Origin of the sequence: Collinsella aerofaciens (assembly GCF_015560135.1) — a bacterium.
Taxonomy (GTDB): domain Bacteria; phylum Actinomycetota; class Coriobacteriia; order Coriobacteriales; family Coriobacteriaceae; genus Collinsella; species Collinsella aerofaciens_AN.
Window position 1 is genome coordinate 86,669 of record NZ_JADMRH010000001.1, and the last position, 19,255, is coordinate 105,923.

General features: G+C 60.1%; 16 protein-coding genes. 10 read left to right on the forward strand and 6 right to left on the reverse strand.

Annotated elements, in window-relative coordinates:
- Positions 1-59: 59 nt before the first annotated feature.
- From I2H19_RS00390 to I2H19_RS00400, 3 genes are all read left to right on the forward strand, one after another.
- A complete protein-coding gene (locus I2H19_RS00390; RefSeq protein ID WP_195620575.1) occupies positions 60-755 on the forward strand; it encodes a Bax inhibitor-1 family protein in 696 nt (231 codons plus the stop codon).
- Between the two features lie 138 nt (positions 756-893).
- Positions 894-2,045: a TIGR02452 family protein gene (locus tag I2H19_RS00395; RefSeq protein ID WP_195620577.1), complete on the forward strand. Its 1,152-nt coding sequence runs from the start codon at positions 894-896 to the stop codon at positions 2,043-2,045.
- Positions 2,046-2,123: 78 nt separating this feature from the next.
- Positions 2,124-2,783: an SGNH/GDSL hydrolase family protein gene (locus I2H19_RS00400; RefSeq protein ID WP_195620578.1), complete on the forward strand. Its 660-nt coding sequence runs from the start codon at positions 2,124-2,126 to the stop codon at positions 2,781-2,783.
- Between the two features lie 60 nt (positions 2,784-2,843).
- Here the strand turns inward: I2H19_RS00400 and thiD are convergent, their stop codons facing one another.
- The gene (gene thiD, locus I2H19_RS00405) at positions 2,844-3,674 is read right to left on the reverse strand and encodes a bifunctional hydroxymethylpyrimidine kinase/phosphomethylpyrimidine kinase (RefSeq protein ID WP_195620579.1); all 831 of its coding nucleotides are present in this window, start codon (positions 3,672-3,674) and stop codon (positions 2,844-2,846) included.
- A 182-nt stretch (positions 3,675-3,856) separates the two neighbouring features.
- Positions 3,857-5,191, reverse strand: coding sequence for a phosphomethylpyrimidine synthase ThiC (thiC, locus tag I2H19_RS00410; RefSeq protein ID WP_195620580.1), 1,335 nt, complete (start codon positions 5,189-5,191; stop codon positions 3,857-3,859).
- Positions 5,192-5,362: 171 nt separating this feature from the next.
- On the opposite strand from thiC, the gene I2H19_RS00415 reads away from it, so the two are divergent.
- Positions 5,363-5,884: a hypothetical protein gene (locus I2H19_RS00415; RefSeq protein WP_195620581.1), complete on the forward strand. Its 522-nt coding sequence runs from the start codon at positions 5,363-5,365 to the stop codon at positions 5,882-5,884.
- Between the two features lie 136 nt (positions 5,885-6,020).
- Here I2H19_RS00415 and I2H19_RS00420 read toward each other — a convergent pair whose 3' ends face one another.
- Positions 6,021-6,797: a YaaA family protein gene (locus I2H19_RS00420; RefSeq protein WP_229089701.1), complete on the reverse strand. Its 777-nt coding sequence runs from the start codon at positions 6,795-6,797 to the stop codon at positions 6,021-6,023.
- A gap of 135 nt (positions 6,798-6,932) precedes the next feature.
- On the reverse strand, positions 6,933-8,330 hold the full coding sequence (locus I2H19_RS00425; RefSeq protein WP_195620584.1) for an aminopeptidase: 1,398 nt from the start codon (positions 8,328-8,330) through the stop codon (positions 6,933-6,935).
- A gap of 163 nt (positions 8,331-8,493) precedes the next feature.
- Here I2H19_RS00425 and polA point away from each other — a divergent pair, with 163 nt between their 5' ends.
- Positions 8,494-11,244 (forward strand): DNA polymerase I, encoded by a 2,751-nt coding sequence (polA, locus tag I2H19_RS00430; protein ID WP_195620586.1) that lies wholly within the window; start codon positions 8,494-8,496, stop codon positions 11,242-11,244.
- A 274-nt stretch (positions 11,245-11,518) separates the two neighbouring features.
- Here polA and I2H19_RS00435 read toward each other — a convergent pair whose 3' ends face one another.
- Complete coding sequence (locus I2H19_RS00435; protein ID WP_117746767.1) at positions 11,519-12,346, reverse strand: Cof-type HAD-IIB family hydrolase; 828 nt, start codon at positions 12,344-12,346, stop codon at positions 11,519-11,521.
- 554 nt (positions 12,347-12,900) lie between these two features.
- Here I2H19_RS00435 and I2H19_RS00440 point away from each other — a divergent pair.
- The 4 genes from I2H19_RS00440 (at position 12,901) to ndk (ending at position 16,870) form a co-directional block, all read left to right on the forward strand.
- The gene (locus I2H19_RS00440) at positions 12,901-14,127 is read left to right on the forward strand and encodes an argininosuccinate synthase (protein ID WP_195620587.1); all 1,227 of its coding nucleotides are present in this window, start codon (positions 12,901-12,903) and stop codon (positions 14,125-14,127) included.
- A 233-nt stretch (positions 14,128-14,360) separates the two neighbouring features.
- Complete coding sequence (locus I2H19_RS00445) at positions 14,361-14,531, forward strand: hypothetical protein (RefSeq protein ID WP_195620588.1); 171 nt, start codon at positions 14,361-14,363, stop codon at positions 14,529-14,531.
- A 118-nt stretch (positions 14,532-14,649) separates the two neighbouring features.
- On the forward strand, positions 14,650-16,080 hold the full coding sequence (gene argH, locus I2H19_RS00450) for an argininosuccinate lyase (protein ID WP_161144720.1): 1,431 nt from the start codon (positions 14,650-14,652) through the stop codon (positions 16,078-16,080).
- A gap of 385 nt (positions 16,081-16,465) precedes the next feature.
- Positions 16,466-16,870 (forward strand): nucleoside-diphosphate kinase, encoded by a 405-nt coding sequence (ndk, locus tag I2H19_RS00455; RefSeq protein WP_035138006.1) that lies wholly within the window; start codon positions 16,466-16,468, stop codon positions 16,868-16,870.
- A gap of 151 nt (positions 16,871-17,021) precedes the next feature.
- Here the strand turns inward: ndk and rpiB are convergent, their stop codons facing one another.
- Positions 17,022-17,489, reverse strand: coding sequence for a ribose 5-phosphate isomerase B (gene rpiB / locus I2H19_RS00460; protein WP_117762860.1), 468 nt, complete (start codon positions 17,487-17,489; stop codon positions 17,022-17,024).
- A gap of 271 nt (positions 17,490-17,760) precedes the next feature.
- Here rpiB and I2H19_RS00465 point away from each other — a divergent pair, with 271 nt between their 5' ends.
- A complete protein-coding gene (locus I2H19_RS00465) occupies positions 17,761-19,080 on the forward strand; it encodes an L-cysteine desulfidase family protein (protein ID WP_138374464.1) in 1,320 nt (439 codons plus the stop codon).
- Positions 19,081-19,255 lie beyond the last annotated feature (175 nt).

Here is a 19,255-nt window from a genome sequence, read left to right on the forward strand (position 1 = left end):
ACAGGAATCTTGTCACCTGCTGCGCCGTCTTTCACGGCACTTTTTGAAAGGACGAAATTATGAACGATATCCAGGGCTATCAGAACGGCCCCATCGAGGCCGGCGCAAGCCGTGCCAAGGAGATGTCGCCGCGTGCGTACAATCTTGCCATGTCTGCCCTCATCTTCTTGGGCTTTTGTGCCATGGGCGCTGGTGCTTACTTTACGAGCACCATGGCGTTTGCCCGCATGATGATGAGCGGCGCCGCTTTGCCGCTGGTCTTTGGCTCATTTATTTTGACCATCGTCGGCATGGTCATGATGTCGGCCGCCGCCAGCAAGCAGTCCGTGGGCCTGTCCCTTGTGGGCTACGTAATCTTTGCGAGTACCTTTGGCCTGACCGCGTCGTTTGGCCTTGCCAACTACGACCTGCCCACCATCAACACTGCCTTTATCGCCACGGCCGCCATCACCTTTGTCTTTGGCGCCTTGGGCGTGACGTTCCCCAAGTTTTTCCAGCGCGTATATGGCATCGGTTTTGGCATTCTGCTCGCCACTATTCTGGTTGAGATCATGCTGATGTTCATGGGCGTCTCGCAGACCATCACCGACCTGATCGTGATCGTGGTGTTCGCTGGCTTTATTGGCTACGACACCTATGTTGCCACGACGGTGCCGCCCACGCTGCCCAATGCGGTGCTCATGGCGTCCAATCTGTTCGTGGACATTATCAACGTGTTCCTGCGCATTTTGAACATCCTTGGCCGTCGCGACTAGTGGCGAATTGCGGCGGTGTTTGCCGTGCGTGTAAATCGATGTGAAAGGCGGTCCTTCGGGGCCGTCTTTTTTGTACGCGGCGGGGTATCATGGATGGGAAAAAGCCGATAGCGGCAGCGACAGGAAAGGTGGCCACGTATGGCAGACGTCGACAATAGGAACCGTAACCGCAGGTCCAACCGAGCGGGTCAGCCCAATCCCAAGCGCGAGGCCCGTGCCAAGGCCGCCGAGCGTCACGTGGCAACTGTGTCCGAAGCGTGCGCCAAGGATATCGAGCGTTCGCTTGCCGGTGTTCGCGAGTTTGACGGTATGCCTGCCGGCTTTGTCTCGGCGATGAAGGCCAAGGCCCAGAGTGCTGTGGCCACCGAAGAACAGGTTGCCGAGGACGTCGAGGGCGCGGAGGCTGCCGAGACCGAGGCGGCGCCCGAGACCGAGGCAGCGCCCGAGACCGAGGCAGCGCCTGAGCCCGTCGAGGAGCCTGCCGAGGAAATCGCTGAAGCTGAGTCCGCGCCTGCTGAGGAGCCCGCTCCGGTTCTGCCCGAGGTCACCGTGCTCGATGCCTCCGCCACGCAGGCCATCCTGGACAACGGTCGTGGCTATGCGCAGTTCTGCGACATGGCCGTGCTCGCCTTTGCCTCGTTTACCAACCCGGGCGGTGGCTATATTCAGGGTTATTTGGGCCAGGAGGCCACGCTGTGCGCCGATTCGTATCTGTACAACGTTCTCGATAAGCAGCGCAAATGGTACGGTGAGAACCGTCGCCGCAACATCAACTGCGAGCTTTACCGAAACCGTGCGCTGGTGGTGCCTGCGGTGCGCTTCGACCGCAACCACGTGCATGCATACGCCGACGTGATCGTGGCCGCCGCGCCCAACGTTAAGCGCGCCCGCCAGGAGTATCGCGTGAGCGACGATGCTCTGCTAGATGCCCTGCGCGACCGCATCCGCTTTGTGCTTGCCATCTGCGACGAGCTAGGTCGCGAGAAGCTCGTGCTGGGCGCTTGGGGCTGCGACAACAACGGCTTTGACGCAGAGACCGTGGCCGAGCTCTTCCGCAAGGAGCTCGCGTCGGGCGACTTTAAGGTCAAGCAAGTCTTCTTTGCCGTGCCTTCTACGCGCTGGGATGAGGATTTTGCCAAGTTCGAGCACGTGCTGGCAAACTTCCCCGAGCGCAACGAGGAGTCCTATGCCCAGGTTGCCGCTCGCGCTGCGGCAGCTCGCGCCGCCGAGCAGGCCCAGGCTGCTACCGAGGATGATGAGGACGAGGACGATTGGCGCAAGTACCTGTAATCGGTACGTGCTGACAGATAGGTCGAGCCGGCGGGAGAGGCTGCTCCCGTCGGCTTTTTACCGAGCGAGGGGCTTACGATGAAAAACGTTCTATGCTTTGGCGATAGCAACACCTATGGTTACGATCCGGCGGGCATGCGCGACGGCACCGCGGTGCGCTATGCGCGGGATGTGCGCTGGTGTGGCGTGGCCCAACGTGACTTAGGCGAGGGCTGGCATGTAATTGAAGAAGGCCTCAACGGCCGCACGACGGTACGCGACGACATGTGCCATTTGGACACCAATCTTAACGGCATCCGCGCGCTGCCGATGCTACTCGAGGCCCATAAGCCGCTGGATGCGATCGTTATTATGCTGGGAACTAACGATTGCAAGACGGTCTTTGGTGTGACGGCCTCCGATATTGCCCGTGGCACTATGGCGCTGATTCGCGCGGTGCGTGCATTTCCCTGGACCAATGCCGCACCCTGCCCGCGTATTCTGCTGATGGCACCTATCAAGATCAAGCCGCAAATCGCCGATGTATATATGACCGATTTTGACGAGCGTTCTGTCGAGGCCTCGGAGCATTTTGGTGAGTACTACGCACATGTGGCTGAGCAGTTTGGCTGCGACTTTTTGAATGCCGCCGACTTTGCCGAGCCGGGCGATATCGACTATCTGCATATGATGCCCGAAAGCCACGAGAGCCTGGGTCACGCCGTGGCAGCCAAGCTCCAAGAGATGCTCGGTGAGTAGTGCGATCCCAAGCCGCCGCAAAGGTGTCTGTCCCCTTTGCGGCGGCTTGGGCTGCGAATCTTAATACTGCCACATGTGATTGACGGGGCCGGAACCTTTGCCCATGTTCAGGCCGGCGGCCAGAGCGCCTGTCAGGTATGCCTTGCCCGCGTTGACGGCGTCGGCAAGATCCATGCCCTGGGCCAGCGCGCAGGCGATGGCGGACGAGAGCGTGCAGCCGGTGCCGTGCGTGTTGTCGGTCTCGATGCGCTTGTGGCGGAACCACGTGGTGAGTGGATCTCCCAGATGGTTGCCCTCGTCATCGAGTGGCGCGGGTTCGGCCAGTACATCGTTGGCCTCGTTGACAAGATGCCCACCCTTAACGAGGGATGCGCAGCCAAAGCGGCGGGTGAGGAGTATGGCGGCATTTTGCTGCGTGCGCTCGGAGTCGACCTCGTAGTCGAGCAGGGCCATGGCCTCGGGAATATTGGGCGTGATAACCGTCGCTAGCGGGAACAGGCGGCGGGTGAGCGCCTCGGCGGCATCTTCGGCAATCAGCCGTGCGCCCGAGGTGGCTACCATGACGGGGTCGACGACCACGTTTGTCGCGTTCCAGGAGCTCAGGCGGTCGGCGATAACATCGATAATCTCGGCAGAGGAAACCATGCCAATCTTGACGGCTTTGGGGCGGATATCGTCAAAAACGGCATCGATCTGCGCCGCGACAATATCCGGGGAGATGTTCTGCACGGCGGTGACGCCCAGGGTGTTCTGTGCGGTGATGGCGGTGATGGCCGTCTCGGCATACAGGCGGTGCGCCGTGATGGTCTTGATGTCGGCCTGAATGCCGGCACCACCGCTGGAATCTGATCCTGCGATGGACAGGACGGCGGGTACCTTACTGCGATCCATGTTCGCTCCCTTGTTCGGTCGGATTCAAATGGGTCTTTAAGCCAGCATTATAAAGATGCCCGGGCCGACTCTATGTCGAACCCGGGCGGGCGATGCAATCTTTACGCAAATGTAAGCAAATGTTCACACGTCAACAATTGAGGGGCGCCGGCTCGCCGCTAGAAGCGATCGCAGCGAGGAGTCTAGTCCTCCATGCCAAGGTCGATCGTCGTGCCCTCGAATACCTTGTTGACGGTGCGGACGGCGCACATCTTGCCGCACATGGTACAGGTGCCCTCGGTGGCGGCAGGGGACTCCTCGTAGCGCTTCTTGCCGGTGACGGGATCGAGGGCGCACTTCCACATGGCGTCCCAGTCGAGCTTGCGGCGTGCCTGGCCCATCTTGTCGTCCAGATCGCGGGCGTGCGGCACCTTCTTGGCGATATCGGCGGCGTGTGCGGCGATCTTGGTGGCCATGAGGCCATCGAGCACGTCCTGGGCGTTGGGCAGGCACAGGTGCTCAGCGGGTGTCACGTAGCACAGGAAGTCGGCGCCGGAGCTCGCCGAGATGGCGCCACCGATGGCGGCGGTGATGTGGTCGTAGCCCACGCCGATATCGGTCACCAGCGGCCCCAGCACATAGAACGGCGCATTATGGCACAGGCGCTTCTGCAGCTTCATGTTGGCGGCGATCTCGTCGAGCGCCATGTGACCCGGTCCCTCGACCATAACCTGGACGCCGGCGGCCCAAGCGCGCTTGCACAGCTTGCCCAGCTCGATCATCTCGGCGGTCTCGGTGGCATCGTTTGAGTCGTAGAGACAGCCCGGGCGGCAGGAATCGCCGAGCGAGATCGTCACGTCGTACTCGTGGCAGATCTCGAGCACCTCGTCGTAGAACTCGTAGAAGGGGTTTTCGTTGCCGGTGACTTCCATCCAGCCAAACAGCAGCGAGCCGCCGCGGCTGACGATGTTCATGAGGCGGCCGGTCTCCTTAAAGGTCTTGATGACCGACTTGTTGATGCCGCAGTGGATGGTCATGAAGTCCACGCCGTCCTCGGCGTGCGCGCGAACGACCTCGAGCAGGTCGTCCTTGGTGAGCTTGACCAGCGGCTTTTCCATGTAGCCGATGGCGTCGTACATGGGGACGGTGCCCACCATAAGCGGCGTCTCGTCGATGAGCTGCTGGCGGAACTGGCGCGTCTTGCCCGAGTTGGAGAGGTCCATGATGGCGTCGGCGCCAAAGTCCTCGGCAATCTTGACCTTCTTCCATTCCTCGGCGGCATCGGCCTTGTCGCCCGAGATGCCCAAGTTCACGTTGACCTTGGTGGACAGGCCCTCGCCGACACCAAAGGCGCGCATGCCCTTTTTGATATGCACGATGTTGGCGGGAATGGCGATGCGGCCGTCTGCCACGCGCTCGCGGATGTACTCGGGGTCGCGATGCTCGCGCTCGGCGACCTCTTTCATCTGAGGTGTGATCTGCCCAGCGCGGGCGAAGTCGATTTGCGTGACGAGCTTGGGCTCGGTCTGTGTGCTCATTGGCACGGCTCCCTTCGTTGGCATTACCCATATCAGGTTTGCGGGTCAGGGCGGGCGCGCCCAGTCTCAGCCTGCTGTCTTGTCCTGCAAGCTCCCCGTTTATGTGGTGGGCTCAAGTATAGCTCGAATGGGTACGATTGACGCGATGAGCATGCCCGTGGGGAGGCGAACATGGAAGACAAGCATCTATATCGAGAGATGCAATGGGACGTATCGGCCGAGGAGGGCCGTGCGCACCATGGCCTTGTCGCGATTGGTTTTGCGATCCTTGTCGTGATGGTGATTGCCTGTTGTATCTGGACGTTTGGTGGTCGCGGCGGCGCTGCATGGGAGTTCGAGGCTGATGATAGCCTACCGATTATGACGGTGAGGAGTACTGGCGGTAATGCCAATACGCTCGCCATTCCGGGCGATTATTGGTACCCGCGCGATGAGTTTGTGCAGTTGCAGCTGAGTGGTGGGTCCATTCCGGGCGAAGAAATCGAACGCGTGACGTTTGACGCGGCGCTCAAAACGCTGACGGTGAAGCTCAAAGATCAAGGAGATGTGCCCACGACCATGGATATCGCCCTGACGGAATGGCGTCTGGAGCCTCCGACGGGTGTTGCGGTTTCCGAGGTTGAGCACGTCAAGATTATCTATCAGGACGGTTCGACAAACGGGATTGCAAAGGCCGACGGTCTAGCAGAATAGGTGTCGAGCCTAGTCAGCCAATTCATAAAAGTTGCGGTGGAATAGTTCCTGATTGTGCGATAAAAGGCTCAAATAGGAACTATTCCACCGCAAGTTATATAGAGAAGGCTGAGCGGGTCAGTTTTGGGTGGCGGGTCTAGAGCATCTGTTCGTTGATGAACACGAGGGTGCCTGGGTATGAGATCTCGGGGGCGTGGCGATAGCCGATGTTGAACTCGGTAAGACCGGCGGCGTCCTCGAGCTTGTTTTCTGCCATCCAGCGCACCATGGAGCCGCGCGCCTTTTTGCTGGCGGTCGAGCGCTGGATGGGCTTGCCGTTGCGGACACCTTCGCCAAAGAGACAAGTGACGGTTGTGGCGTCGCCTGCGAGATGGGGTAGAACGGCCTTGGCGTACTCCGCGCTGGCAAGGTTGACGACCGTGGTGTTGGAGCCGGTCGGCGCAATGGCGCATGCAAGTTTGTCGCCCCAAAACGCATAGAGGTCACGGGCGTTGTTGACGGCGAGCTTGGCTCCCATTTCGAGCCGATAGGGCTCAACGCCATGGAAAGGCCGCACACATCCGTACAATCCGGAGAGGATCCAGAGATGGTTTTGCAGCCAGTCGAGCTGTGCAGCATCCATGACCTCGGGCGCCATGCTTTGGTATTGGATGCCGTGGTAGGACATGACGGCGGGGGAGATTCGGCGCGCGATATCGGGATCGGCGAGGTCGGCATCGCTCAGGGCGGGCATAAATTCGTGAAGCGTATCCAGGCACGTTGTAAGCAGCCTGTCGCTCACGTTCCAAAGGGCCTGAAGACCTGCTGCGCCATCCTCGCGTTCGATGCCCAGCAGTGCCTGATGGAGCCGGGCCGTCTGATGTGCAAAAGGCGGTATGCCCAAAACGTCAAAGGCATCTTGAGCTGTCCGCATCTGTTTGGCGGGCGAAATGACGACCTGTAGCACGGAATCCTCCTCCCGCTAAAAAAGTTGCGGTGAAATACAGACCGCTTTCCCCGTTGGAAGGCCTGATGAATCCGTATTTCACCGCAACTGATGAAGGGTTGGTTAGGCTCGCTCGATGAAGGCCTTGTAGCCGCGATAGGCCTCGTAGATGTCGGCCTTGTTGGCGACCTCCCACAGGGCGTGCATGGACAGGACGGCAACGCCGGAATCGATGACGTTCATGCCGTACTTGGCCATGATGTAGGCGATGGTGCCGCCGCCGCCCGCGTTGACGCGGCCGAGCTCGCAGGTCTGGAAGTCCACTCCTGCCTTGTCCATGATGTCGCGAATGAGGGCCACATACTCGGCGTCGGCGTCGTTAGAGCCGCCCTTGCCGCGGCTGCCCGTGTACTTGTTAAAGCACAGGCCGCGACCCATAAAGGCGGCGTTTTTGGTCTCGAACTTGCCGGCATAGCCCGGGTCGAAGCCGGCGGACACGTCGGAGGAGAGCATGCGGCTGTGGGCGAGCGCGCGGCGCAGAGCCAGCGGGCTGTCCTCGCCGGCGAGCGTCATGATCTCGGCGACGGTGTTCTCGAAGAAGCGGCTCGTCATGCCGGTGGCGCCCACGGAGCCGATCTCCTCTTTGTCGACGATGAGCGTGATGCTCGTGCGCTCGACATTGGCCACATTGATCTGGGCGAGCATGGAGGGGTAAGCGCAGACGCGGTCGTCGTGACCATAGCCCAAAATCATGGAGCGGTCGAGGCCCATGTCGCGGGCGGGACCGGCGGGCACGACCTCGATCTCGGCGGAGAGGAAGTCCTCCTCCTCGACGTCATACTGCTCCTTGAGGATGTCCAGGAACATCTGCTTGACGGGCTCCTTGGGGGCGTCCTTGTCGTCCTCATCGAACTTGACGGGACGGCCGCCCACGATCACGTCGAGGATCTCGGCATCGACGGCGTCCTTGGCGGGCTTGGCCATCTGCTCGCTCGAGAGGTGGATCAGCAGATCGGAGATGGTAAAGACCGGATCGTCGACCTTGTCACCGATGTTGATGTCGACGGTGGTGCCGTCCTTTTTGCAGATGACGCCTACGAGTGCGAGCGGGGAGGCCACCCAGTGGTAGCTCTTGACGCCGCCATAGTAGTGCGTGTCGAGATAGGCCATGTCGCCGGCCTCGAAGGCGGGGTTCTGCTTAAGGTCCAGGCGCGGCGAGTCCACGTGGGCGCCCAGGATGTTAAAACCCTGCTCGAGCGGGGCGGTGCCCAGGTTGACGAGCATAAGGTCCTTGCCGTGGTTGGCGGCGTACACCTTGTCGCCTGCCTTGAGCTCGCGGCCTTCGGCGATTACGGTCTCCAGGTCGACGTATCCCGCCTTCTCGGCCATCTTGATGCCGGCCTTGACGCACAGGCGCTCGGTCTTGTTCTCACTCAAAAACTGCTTATAGCCGCGGCAAAGCTCCTCGAGCTCCTCGATTTGCTGTGGCGTGTACTTTTTCCATGCGCAGGGACGCTCCATGACGCAGGCTCCTTTCGGATCGATCGTGCTGGTTGATGTACCGTGAGCCATCGTATCACGCGCGGGCTCACGGTGGCAGGGGCTGATGTGCGGTAGTCGCGGGGCGGGGAGCGTGTAAACTGGAGTGAGCAAACCGTGCCCAGCCCAAAGCGAGGTATTCAATATGTCTGACAAGCGCCGCACTTTTGCCGTTATCGACGGTAACTCACTCATGCACCGCGCCTTCCACGCCGTGCCGCCGACCATGAACGCGCCGGACGGTCGCCCCACCAACGCGATCTTTGGCTTTCTGAATATGTTCCTCAAGATGATTGATGCCTTTAACCCCGACGGTGTGGTCGTGGCGTTTGACAAGGGCAAGCCGCGCGTGCGCATGGAGATGCTGCCGCAGTATAAGGCGCAGCGCCCGCCCATGGACCCCGATCTGCACGCGCAGTTTCCGATGATTAAGGAGCTGCTCACCGCGCTCAACGTGCCGATTCTGCAGTCCGAGGGCTGGGAAGGCGACGATATCCTGGGAACCATGGCGCGCCTGGGCGAGGAGGCCGGCTGCGACATGCTGCTGGTGACCGGCGACCGCGACATGTATCAACTCGTGACCGAGCACGTCAACGTGGTATCGACTCGCAAAGGCCTGTCCGACGTGGCGATTATGACGCCCGAGAGCGTGGATGACCTGTATCACGGCATTACGCCGGCGCTCGTGCCCGATTTTTACGGTCTGAAGGGCGACACGTCCGATAACATCCCCGGCGTGCCGGGCATCGGCCCCAAAAAGGCGAGCGCGCTCATTGCGCAGTACGGTAGCCTGGACGAGGTTATCGCACACGCCGACGAGGTCAAGGGCAAGATGGGCGAGAACCTGCGTGCACACATCGACGATGCCCTGCTGAGCCGCAAGGTCGCAACCATTCGCACCGATGCACCTGTCGAGCTCGACTTTGACGAAACGTCCTTCCCGGCGTTTTCTGCCGACGAAGTGTCCGCGGCGCTGGGCGTACTCGGCATTACGGCCATGCAGAACCGTTTCTTGTCACTGATTGGTGGCAAGGGTGGGGCTGCGGCCTCTGCCAGCACGTTTGAGATTCCCGCCGTTATGCGCGCTGCCGCCGGCGATGCTGGGGCACTTGCTGCCGTTGCGTCCGAGGTTTCGCGTGCGATCGAGGCAGGCGAGTGGATTGCCGCCGTGGTGGACGATGACAAGGAGGAGGGCGCGCTTTTTGGCTTGACACGCACGCTGTGGCTGACGACGTCCAAGGGGCTGCTTGCGCTTGAGGAGGGCGACGGAGGTACCACTGCTGTGGTCGATGGTTTCAACTTCGCCCACGGCGTGATTGCCGGCGTGCTTGCGCGCCTGTTTATGGAGGGCCGCATGGCGAGCCCGGATATGAAAGCGCTGCTGCATGAGCTTTCGCCCATCGATTCTTCGGAGCCCGAGCTCATGGATCCGCTGGCAGTCGACTCCACGCGCATCTTCGACACCGTGGTCGCCGCCTACCTGTTGGATTCCGACCGCTCCGAGTTTGACGAGGCGTATCTGGCCGATACTTATCTGCAGATGGCGCTGCCTGCGGCGCGCGGTGCAGAGGGTGCCGGCGAGGACGCTCCTGCGCCTGCCGCCCGTACTGCGGCTCTGGCGCTGGCGCTGGTCGCACCGTTGCGCGACCGCATGGCCCGCGAGAACGCCGTCAACGTGTTCGATGGCATCGAGATGCCACTCGTGCCGGTGCTTGCCAAGATGGAGCGCGCGGGCATGCTCGTGGATCCCGACCGTCTGCGCAGCCTGTCCGAGGGCCTGGCGACCCAGATCACCGAGGTCGAGCGATGCATTCGCGACCTTGCCGGTGACGAGACCTTTAACATCGGCAGCCCCATGCAACTTTCGCATGTGCTCTTCGATGTGATGGGCCTTCCGACCAAGGGTCTCAAAAAGACCAAGCGCGGCTACTATTCGACCAACGCCAAGGTACTGAGTGATCTTGCCCGCGACCACGAGATTGTTCGTCTGATCTTGGACTGGCGCGAGAAGTCCAAGATCAAGTCAACCTATCTGGACACGTTGGGCCCGCTACGCCGCGGTGACGGCCGCGTGCACACCACGTACAACCAAACCATTACCGCAACGGGGCGTCTGTCCTCGAGCGACCCGAACCTGCAGAACATCCCGACGCGCTCGGAGCTGGGTCGTACCGTCAAGACGGCGTTTTCGGCAGGCGAGGGCAGCGTCTTTTTGGCGGTGGACTACTCGCAGATCGAGCTGCGCCTGCTCGCGCATCTTTCGGGCGACGAGCACCTGGTGCGCGCCTTTAACGAGGGCGAGGACTTCCACGCCGAGACGGCCGCGCGCGTGTTTGGCGTTCCCGTGTCCGAGGTAACGCCCGACCTGCGCAGTCGCGCCAAGGCCGTGAACTTTGGCATCGTGTATGGTCAGCAGGCCTACGGCCTGTCGCAGTCGCTGCATATCTCGATGGCCGAGGCACGCGACATGATCGACCGCTACTACGAGGCCTACCCGGGCGTGCGCACGTTCCTCGACAACGTGGTGGCACGCGCCAAGCAGACGGGCTACGCCGAGACCATGTACGGCCGCCGTCGTCATATTCCGGAGCTCAAGGCCAAAAACCCGCAACTCCGCGGCTTTGGCGAGCGCACGGCCATGAATCATCCCATGCAGGGAACCGCCGCCGACATCATCAAGATCGCGATGGCCCGCGTAAGCCGCCGCCTGGAAGAGGAAGGCTTTGCCGCCCACATGATCCTGCAAGTGCACGACGAACTGGACTTTGAGTGCCCCATCGACGAAGTCGAGCGCCTAACCACCATGGTCCGCGACGTCATGGAGCACGTAGTAGACCTCCGCGTCCCCCTAATCGCCGAAGCCAGCACCGGCATAACCTGGGCCGACGCGAAATAGAAAAACAGCCACAGGTCCAAAGCAGCCAAACCAGAAGGGAGTCCCTTTCAGCAAGGAACTCCCTTCATCCATAATTATTCAGCCAAGTATCTAGACGCCAAGACGCCATCTAGGCGGCAAGCAAGTCACCCTAGGACCTGGCCGGGCGAGGCGGGTAAGTTTTTCGTAGATTCCGCACGAGCCGGAAAGCACTTAATGTGCTTTCCGAGCGAGCCCAGGACCTGACCGAACGAAAAACTTACCCGTCTCGCCCGGCCAGGTCCGACGAGCCACGTTAACGAGCCGCCAAGATGGCGTCGATGAGCGTCAGTACGCCCCCGTCGTTGTTGCTCGGAATGCGCCATTTGGCATGCGCGTTCATGTGCTCCTCGGCATTGTCCACGATAAAGCTGTGACCGACGCGCTCCAGCATGGGGATGTCGTTGTAGGTGTCGCCCACGGCGGCAGCATCGGCAATATCGATGCCCAGGTGCTCGCACAGGTGAGCGACGCCGGCGCCCTTGTCGACGCCCAGGTTCATAAAGTCGATCCACTCGCGCCCAGCGTTGGTGACGTAGAGTTTGTCCGAGAACTCGGGGCTATAGGTCTCGCGGAAAGCGGGCTCGGCGTCGTAGCCGGGGAAGAAGACCGAAATCTTGTTGGACTCGAAATCAATGCCCTCAAAGCTGTCTACGTAGTTGATTGTGTTGTAGTAGACGCTGATCTCGTCGTGGTATTGATGGTCGCGGGCAAGCACGTAGAACTCGTCGAAGCAGCACAGGACGGGGACAGCGCGAGGATCCTCCGAGGCACGGTTCAAGACCTGCTGATACAGCTCCACGTCAATATTGCTTTTATAGATATAGCTGCCGCGATAGATCACGCACGCTCCGTTGTCGGGACAAAAGGCGAGGCGGTTCTTGATGCCCTCGAACATCTCCTCGAGCTTGGGGGCGGGACGTCCGCTGGCGGGGCAGAATACGATGCCTGCGTCGGCGAGCTTGTCCAGACGCTCGTCGAGACCCTGGGGCAGCACGCGCTCGTCGGTCAGCAGCGTCTTGTCCATATCGACGGCGAGAATCTTAATGTTGCCGATGTTGGCGTCCGATTCGTAAGTTTGCATAAAAATGCGCCTTTCGTTTCGAGATTGTTTCAGACGTTATAACCATCAACTAGTAGTCGAGCGTATTTTCGCAGGAATGGTGCGTATTTGCACTGCAATTCACAAACTAATGAAAAAACTTTTCAGAAATTTGAATTTGTCGCTTGCGCCGCGGGCACTTTAGCGTAATATAGCGACCATCGAAAACGGAGGCGGAAAAACAACCGCTTACCGAACATAAGGTACCGTTTGCGATATTTGAATTGCGCTCGGCGATACGTGAAAGGAGAGGCAGATGCAGTTCGTAAAGATCATCACCACTGCAGACAATGCCATCCGACGCCAGCGCGCAATTTCCCGACGACGATAACAATCGTCTCTGTCCGCATGGGGCGCAATGCCTCAACAGAGTCATTTTGAGGTCGTTGGGTTTAAGCACGACATAGCCGCATGTTTCTAGGGCATGCCTGTGATGCATTCTGCTGAATAACCTAATATTGCACGGTATTCGACCTTGAAATGACTTGCAACTGACCGTTGTTCTAACTAGCTACCAAGGGCGAAAGGAAACAGCCATGAGCAAGGAAAAAGTCGTTCTCGCATATTCCGGTGGTCTTGATACATCCGTATGTGTCAAGTGGCTCCAGGACGAGAAGAATCTCGATGTCGTTTGCGTCTGCGGCAACGTGGGCCAGGAGGAGACCGGCCTGGATGCCAAGAAACAGAAGGCGCTCGACCTGGGCGTTCTTGATTGCCAGGTGCTCGACCTGCGCGACGAGTTCTCCGACGAGTTCCTGACTAAGGCCATCGCCGCCAACTCTATGTACGAGAACAAGTATCCGCTGCTCTCCGCCCTGTCTCGCCCGCTGCTCGCCAAGAAGCTTGTCGAGGTCGCTCACGAGTTTGGCGCGACTTACGTTGCCCACGGCTGCACCGGTAAGGGTAACGACCAGGTCCGCTTCGAGGCTGCCGTCAAGGCCCTCGACCCCGAGCTTAAGGTTATCGCCCCGGTTCGCGAGTGGGATCTGAAGTGCCGTCCCGATGAGGTCGCCTATGCCCATGCCCACAACGTGCCGGTTCCCGAGGGTGCCAACGACAACCCCTACTCCATCGACGACAACCTGTGGGGTCGCGCCATCGAGTGCGGCCACCTGGAGGATCCCTGGAACGAGCCGCTCGACGACGCTTGGGTTATGACTAAGAATCCCGAGGACACGCCCGACACCCCGACCTACACCGAGATTGAGTTTGAGGCCGGCAAGCCCGTCGCCGTCGACGGCAAGAAGATGAAGCTCTCCGAGATCGTCATCGCCCTCAACAAGATCTCCGGCGACAACGGCTTTGGCCGTCTCGATCTGGTCGAGGATCGTCTGGTGGGCCTCAAGAGCCGCGAGTGCTACGAGGTTCCCGGCGCCCTGACGCTCATCACCGCCCACAAGGCGCTCGAGGACATCTGCGTCGAGGGCGACCTGCTCAAGACCAAGATCAAGCTCGAGCAGGATTGGGCCACCGCCGTGTACAACGGCCAGTGGTACAGTCCGCTCAAGAACGCGCTCGATGCCTTTATGGCCGATACCCAGAAGTTCGTGACCGGCACCGTCCGCCTGAAGTTCTTTAAGGGCAACTGCCATGTCGTCGGCCGCAAGAGCCCCTTCAGCCTCTACGACTACGGTCTGGCTACCTACGACCGCGACACCACGTTTGACGAGAAGGCCAGCGCCGGCTTTATCGAGATCGATACGCTGTCGCTCAAGACGTGGGCTAAGGTCCAGGGTCCCAGCTCCACTGCCGCCCAGGCTTAAGCCTTCCTTCCCTTGGTATCCGCGCGGCCCATCCGCGTGATACATAACGGGCGCACGGGGTCCCTACCTTTCGTTATGCTTGCTGACACTTCTTAACATCGGTGGCCCCTACGTTCCGCCCGCATATATGACGCCGCGCTTGCGGCTGAGTCCGAGCCCCGCCGGGGTTGTCCGGCGGGGCTCTTTCTATCAATTTGTCGGCCTTGCGCCTATATATATGAGGAGTATCCAATATGTTCAATGTCATCGCGCATGCTTTATTTGCCCTCGCGCCCGAGCTCGATGCTGCAAAGGTCGAGGACGTCCCTATGAGCCTGAAGGCTTGGATTGACGGTTCGCAGGGCAACATTCGGAGGGAGACGTTGGGTGCCAAGTGCATGGTGCGTCACTTCTTTGCAAATTAGCTACATGGCCCCGCGCGCGGCAGGGAGTGTGTAAAACTAGCGGTTGATAAATCGCTTTAGCGACAGGGCACATTGCTTTGGACGCTTGTTTTGGTATTTGGAGAAAGGAGACGGTTCCATGGCTCTTTGGGGCGGTCGTTTTGAGGCGGGCGTGGCCGAGGTCACGCAGGAGTTTGGCGCGTCGCTGCCGGTCGACAAACATCTCTATAAGCAGGATATCGCCGGCTCTAAGGCGCATGCCAAGATGTTGGCCGCCCAGGGCATCATCAGTGCCGAGGACGAGCAGGCGATTGCCAAGGGCCTGACCGGAATCGAACAGGATATCGATGCCGGCAACTTTACCTTCGACATCAACGATGAGGACATTCATATGTCCATCGAGAGCGAGCTGACGCGTCGCATCGGCGAGGCTGGCAAGCGCTTGCATACTGGGCGTTCGCGCAACGACCAGGTGGCGACCGATACGCGCCTGGGCGTCAAGGCGCTGGCCAAGGAGCTCATGGAGGCCAATCTTGAGCTGCGCCATGTGCTGGTGGATGCGGCCAAGAAGTACGACAAGGTGATTCTGCCGGGCTACACGCACATGCAACATGCTCAGCCCGTGCTGCTGTCGCATCACCTGCTGGCGTATTCCTGGATGTTCGCGCGCGACTTTACGCGTTTGAAGGCCGCCTTTGATGCTGCCGACAACTGCCCGCTGGGTGCCGCTGCGCTTGCCGGTACGAGCTATCCGCTCGATCGCCAGATGACGGCTGCCGAACTTGGCTTTGCGGGCGTGATCCCCAACTCGCTCGATGCCGTTTCCGACCGTGATTTTCTGCTCGATCTGCATTACGCCGGATCCGTCATGGCGATGCACCTGGCGCGTCTTTCCGAGGAGATCGTACTGTGGTCGAGCTCCGAATTTGGCTTTATCACGCTTTCCGACTCGTACTCCACTGGCTCGTCCATCATGCCGCAGAAGAAGAACCCCGACTTTGCCGAGCTTATCCGCGGCAAGAGCGGTCGCGTGTACGGCAACCTGGTGCAGCTGCTGGTAACCATGAAGGGCCTGCCGCTTGCTTATAACAAGGACTTGCAGGAGGACAAGGAGGGCGCGCTCGATACCGCCCATACGCTCATGCAGTGCCTGTCCGTTATGGCCGGAATGATTTCGACTTGGACCGTCAACGAGGATGCCATGGCGCGCGAGTGCGGCGTGGGGCACCTTGCCGCCACCGATGTTGCCGATTACCTGGCCAAGCGTGGCCTGCCGTTCCGCGAGGCACATGCCGTGGTGGGCCATCTGGTCCTGATGTGCGAGAAGCGCGGCTGCAATCTTGAGGACCTGCCGTTTGAGGTGTTCCAGGAGGCAAGCCCGCTCTTTGAGCGCGACATTACCGAGGCGCTCGATATCCCGTCGATTGTCGCCGCGCGCACGACCGAGGGCGGCACCGCTCCTGCCGCCGTTGCCGTGCAGTTGCAGCGTGCCGAGGCACAGCTCGTGGCTGACGAGGGCGTGTTTGGATCGCTGACCAAGGTCGTCGAGATGGGTCACGGGGCAAAGTAGAGGTTTGGCTGAAGCCGTTTTGGCCATGTATTGATAAATCGTTTTCGCTTTACGGGCGCCTGCTGATGTGGGAGCCCGTATTTTGTTGCTATGGGGGAGGGGCTTGTCGAGAACTTCTGTAGGACCTTTGGGCAGGTTGTGAAGGGGATACGTTCGCGGGCGGCAACCGACCGCCTGCTCTGTTCGGCGCAGTTGATGGGCGGTCGGATGGTACTCTAATCGGGCTTCGAAACAGAAGTGACACATATGGAGCGCTTTAATAAATTGCAACGTTTCAATAAACAGCATTTTGTTTAACTGCAGCTAAAACTCTGTTACGATGCAGTCCAGGCGGGTGCCGGAATGGGACTTGGGCACGCGCGAACCTACTTGAAAGGCTACTTTTATGGCTATCGAGAAGACCTTCATCATGATTAAGCCCGACGCCGTGCGCGACCGCAAGATCGGCGAGATCGTTGCTCGCATTGAGCGCAGCGGCCTTGTCATCGAGCGCATGGAGATGACCACGCTCGAGCGCGCTACCGTCGAGGAGCACTACGCCCATCTGGCCGACAAGCCCTTCTTTGGCGGTCTCTGCGACTTTATGACGAGCGGTCCGGTCGTCAAGATGGTCGTTTCCGGTCTCTCCGCTGTTGCTAAGATGCGCACCCTCATGGGCGCTACCAACCCGCTTGAGGCTGCTCCTGGTACCATCCGCGGCGACTTTGCCGTCGATGTCAACGCCAACGTGATCCACGGCTCCGACTGCCTGGAGAACGCCGAGATTGAGATCAAGCGCTTCTTTGGCTAAACCAGCTTTGACTCCTTAAAGCTGTTAGCGTGTGGCTTGGGCGCCGCGGAACTCCATCCGCGGCGCCCTTTTATTCCAAAATCTATGCAGGGGCCCGCTCGGACATGTGTTCCGAGCGGGCCCCTGCTGTTAGCTTGTGGCACTGAATAGTTTAGGCTTCGTCGACGATCTTAAGGGCGCGCGTGTGATCGATCTCGTTGAGGAGGTTAACGCGACGCTCGTGACGACCGCCCTCAAACTCGGCGTCGAGCCACTCGTCGACGATCATCTTGGCGAGCTCGGAGCCCACGACGCGGGCGCCAAAAGCGAGCACGTTGGTATTGTTGTGCATGCGGGAGAGCTTGGCGCTGAAGGGCTCGGAGCACACGACGGCGCGTACGCCCTCGACCTTGTTGGCAGCCAGGCTGATACCGACGCCGGTGCCACAGATCAGGATGCCTAGATCGACGTCGCCGTTGGCAACGGCCTTACCCACCTTGTAGCCGGCGATGGGGTAGTCAAAGCTCTCGGAGGTGTCGGTGCCAAAGTTCACGACCTCGCAGCCGCGCTCCTTCAGGTGCTCGGAGATGATGTTCTTGAGCTCGACGGCGGCGTGGTCGTTACCGATACCGATCTTCATGGATAGTTCCTCTCTGGTCTGTGCGGCGAGATTGCTAAAGGTTTTACCGCGTTCGACTGCATGATAGCGCGACTTTTGTGTAAACGCTTGGGCGTTTTTTGGTCAAACGCTTTAGCATGCAACAAGACCGGTTTCTCATGAATGAATGCCGTCAGTTTGCGCCTGAATGCCGTCTACCGGAACCTGGGTTGCGGTTTTTGATGCATTGTTATCAAATAAAAGAGCTAATTATTATTGAGAGCCCAGCCCGTTATACAAGTAGGAGATACCTATGCCTGCCGATTCCCTTCGTGATGCCGCGTTTTGCGATGTTTTGAACCGCGAACTTGTTTGTGCACTCGGCTGCACCGAGCCCATTGCCGTTGCTTATGCAGCGGCGCTGGCGAGCCAGACGCTCGGTTGCGAACCCGATCATATGGATGTTGCCTGCTCGGGCAACATCATCAAGAACGTCAAGAGCGTGACCGTGCCCAACTCGGGCGGTATGCACGGTATTGAGGCCGCGGCCGTGCTGGGTGCCGTGGGCGGCGACGCCAAGAGCGCGCTCGAGGTGCTCGAGAGCGTCGATGACGCGGACCGCGCCCGCGTGGCCGAGCTGCTTGCCGATGCGGACTACTGCGATGTGTCGCTTGTCGAGGGTGTGCCCAACCTCTACATCAAGGTGACTGCGACGGCCGGGGGCCATACCGCGGTCGTCGAGATTACCGATCACCACACTAATGTCACGTGCCATACGCTCGACGGTATTCCGGTATGCGGTAAGTCGGCGGGGGAGTGCGCCGCCTGCGCCGAGCGCGTGGTGGCCGAGCGTGCGGCAGATAACGCCGACACGCCCATGTCGATCGAGACCATCATCGACTTTATCGAGGATGGTGACATTGAGGACGCCCGCGCTGCCGTTGAGCGTCAGATTGAGCTGAATGGCGCGATCAGTGCCGAGGGTCTCGCGCACGCTTGGGGCGCCGAGGTGGGCCGTACGCTGCTGGGTGCTCGTGCCGATGACGTCGCCTGCCGCGCCCGTGCCCGTGCGGCCGCCGGGTCCGACGCCCGCATGAACGGTTGCGCGCTGCCGGTCGCCATTGTGTGCGGCTCGGGCAATCAGGGCATTACCTGCGCATTGCCCGTCATGGAGTATGCCGAGTACCTGCGTTGCGACCACGAGCGCCTGGTGCGCGCCGTGATGCTGTCCGATCTTATCGCCGTGCATATCAAGAGCTATATTGGTGCGCTTTCGGCGTTTTGCGGTGCTATTTGCGCTGCGTGCGGCGCCGGCGCTGCGATTACCTGGCTGTGCGGTGGCACGCGCGAACAGATTGGCGCGACCGTCTCGAACACGCTCGGTAACGTGGGCGGCATCGTGTGCGACGGCGCCAAGGCGAGCTGTGCCGCCAAGATCTCGGCTGCCGTCGATGCGGCGATTCTGGGCCATGATATGGCCATGCAGGGTCGCGGCTTCCGCGCCGGCGAGGGCCTGATCCAAGATACCGTTGAGCAAACAATCGCCAGTATGGGCTACGTAGGCCGCGTGGGCATGAAGGACACCGACATCGAGATCCTCAACATCATGATCGGCAAAACCCAGGTGTGCTAGTTACGCGGTTTTACCAAACCGCGTAACCAGTCGACGCTGCAAATGCCCCTAAGCGGCAATCTGCCTTTCAATCGTCGGGCATGGCCAGAAGGCCTATGCCCTCCTCTTTCAAGGCACATTGCTCGCTTAGGGGCATTTTCGCTCATATGACCCAATCCGCTGTCAAGAGCCACAA